Annotated in this window: 1 protein-coding gene; it reads left to right on the forward strand. The window is 70.9% G+C overall.

What is annotated here, in order from left to right:
- Nucleotides 1–20: 20 nt before the first annotated feature.
- The coding region (locus tag KLK06_RS59295; RefSeq protein WP_214644731.1) for a non-ribosomal peptide synthetase at nt 21–2,881 on the forward strand (2,861 nt) is incomplete at its 3' end.

A 2,881-nucleotide genomic window follows, 5' to 3' on the forward strand; every position in this document is an offset into this window, starting at 1 on the left:
CCCCGATCGATGCTCGGAGCGTGGGACTGCTGGTCCGCACCGCCACCGGCAACCTCGTGGCCGCGCTGGAGCAGGCGCTGGACGGCGCGAACGAGCCGCCGCTGAGCAGCGTGGACGTGCTCGACGACGAGGAGCGGCGCCTGGTGGTGGAGGAGTGGAACGACACGGCTGGTGAGGTGTTGTCGGGGTCGTTGGTGGGGTTGTTCGAGGCGCAGGTGGGGCGGTCGCCTGGGGCGGTGGCGGTGGTGGGGCCGGACGGTGAGCGGGTGTCGTTTGCGGAGTTGGATGGGCGGGCGAATCGGTTGGCGCGGTTGCTGGTCGGGCAGGGGGTGGTGGCGGAGTCGGTGGTGGGGGTGTGTTTGGAGCGTGGGGTGGATCTGGTGGTGGCGTTGCTGGGGGTGTTGAAGGCGGGGGCCGCGTATCTGCCGGTGGATCCGGAGTATCCGGCCGAGCGGGTCCGGATGCTGCTGGAGGATGCGGGGGCGCGGTGGCTGATCACTGGGGGTGGCGTCAGGCCAGGGCTGCCGGAGGGGGTGCAGGTCGTTGACCTGGATGACCCGGCAGTGGCGGCGGGGCTGCCTGGTGGGCGGCTGGGTGCGGTGCCGGCCGACAGTGCGGCGTATGTCATCTTCACCTCGGGTTCGACGGGGCGGCCCAAGGGTGTGGTGGTGTCGCACTCAGGGGTGGTCAACCGGCTGGCCTGGATGCAGGAACGCTTGGGGTTGGTGCTGGGTGAGGGGGTGTTGCAGAAGACGTCGTTCGGGTTCGACGTGTCGGTGTGGGAGTTCTTCTGGCCTCTGACGCAGGGCGGGGTGCTGGTGCTGGCGCGGCCGGGTGGTCAGCGGGACGCCTCCTATCTGGCTGGGCTGATCCAGGCCGAGCACGTGCGGGTGGCGCATTTTGTGCCGTCGATGCTGGAGGCGTTCCTGGCCGAGCCCGCCGCCGCCTCGTGTGGCGGCCTGCGGTGGGTGGTGTGCTCTGGTGAAGCCCTGCCGGTGCATGTGATGCGGCGCTTTTTCGAGGTCCTGGACGGGGTGGGCCTGGAGAACTACTACGGCCCGACCGAGGCGTCCATCGACGTGACCGCCTGGCGGTGCACACCGGATTGGGACGGGGCTTCGGTGCCGATCGGCCGGCCGGTGGCCAACACCCGGGCGTACGTGCTGGACGAGCGGCTGTCTCCGGTGCCGGTCGGAGTGGTGGGCGACCTGTATGTGTCGGGGATCCAACTCGCACGTGGCTACACCGGTCGCCCCGGCCTGACCGCCGAGCGGTTCGTGGCGTGCCCGTTCGGCGGCGGGCGGATGTACCGGACCGGGGACCGGGTGTCCTGGTCGGCCGAGGGCGAGCTGCTGTTCGCCGGCCGTGCGGACGACCAGGTGAAGATCCGGGGCTTTCGCGTCGAGCCGGGCGAGGTCGCGTCGGTGCTGGCCGAATGCCCTGGGGTGGGGCAGGTCGCGGTGGTGGCGCGGGAGGACGTGCCTGGGGACGTGCGGCTGGTGGCCTATGTGGTGCTATCGGGCGAAATTTCGGTTGATGTCGTACGGGAGTTCGCCGCCGCGCGGTTGCCCGAGTACATGGTGCCGTCGGCGGTGGTGACACTGGATGCCCTGCCCGTGTCGGTCAACGGCAAGCTCGACCGCAAGGCGCTGCCCGCCCCTCAGTACACCGCGGGCACCGGCCGGGCCCCGGCCAACCCGCGCGAGGAGGTGCTGAGCGCGGCCTTCGCCGAGATCCTGGGGCTGGACGGCGTGGGGGTGGATGACGACTTCTTCCGGCTGGGTGGGCATTCGCTCCTGGTGATCCGGCTGGTGGAGCTGCTGAGGTCGCGTGGCGTGCCGGTGTCGGTGCGGGCGTTGTTCGAGACACCGACGGTGGCCGGACTGGCCGCGGCGGCCGGGTCCCGGCAGGTGAGCGTTCCGGAGAACCTGATCCCGGCCGGCGCGACCGCCATCACGCCGGAGATGTTGCCCCTGGTGGACCTGACCGCCGACGAGATCGGGCGGGTGGTGGCCACCGTCGAGGGCGGCGCGGCGAACGTGGCCGACGTCTATCCGCTGGCGCCGTTGCAGGAAGGGCTGCTGTTCCACCACCTGCTGGCCGACGGCGGCGAGGACGCGTACGTGCTGCGGGCGGTGCTCGAGTTCGATTCCCGGGAGCGGGTGGAGCGGTTCGTCGAGGCATTGCAGCGGGTCGTGGATCGGCACGACATCTATCGCACGTCCCTGGTGTGGGAGGGGTTGCGGGAGTCGGTGCAGGTGGTGTGGCGTCAGGCCGTGCTGCCGGTGCGGGAGGTGGTGCTCGATCCGGATGGCGCCGATCCCGTCGGTGAGCTGGTGGCGCTGGCGGGGTCGGTCATGGATCTGCGTTGGGCGCCGTTGATGGGTGTGCACCTGGCGGCGGTGCCGGGGGGCGGGCGGTGGCTGGCGCTCGTCCGGATGCATCACGTGGTGCGTGACCATACCGCGTTGGAGGTGCTGCTCGCCGAGGTGGCGGCGTTCCTGGCCGGTCGGGGGGCGGAATTGGCCGTGCCGCTGCCGTTCCGGAACTTCGTGGTGCAGGCGCGTCAGGGGATCACTGACGATGAGCATCATCGCTATTTCGCGGAGTTGCTGGGTGATGTGGAGGAGCCGACGGCGCCGTTTGGGCTGGTGGATGTGCGCGGCGACGGCAGCGACTCCGCGCATGAGGTGGTGCCGTTCGCCGGTGATCTGCACCGGCGGCTGCGGGAGGTGGCCAGGCGGCTGGGCGTGAGTCCGGCGACGGTGCTGCATGTGGCGTGGGCCCGGGTGTTGGAAGTGGTCTCCGGCCGGGACGATGTGGTGTTCGGCACGGTGCTGTTCGGCCGGATGAACGCCGGCGCCGGTGCGGACCGCGTGCC

The sequence above is a fragment of the Nonomuraea sp. NEAU-A123 genome (assembly GCF_018603905.1).
In the GTDB taxonomy this organism is placed as follows: domain Bacteria; phylum Actinomycetota; class Actinomycetes; order Streptosporangiales; family Streptosporangiaceae; genus Nonomuraea.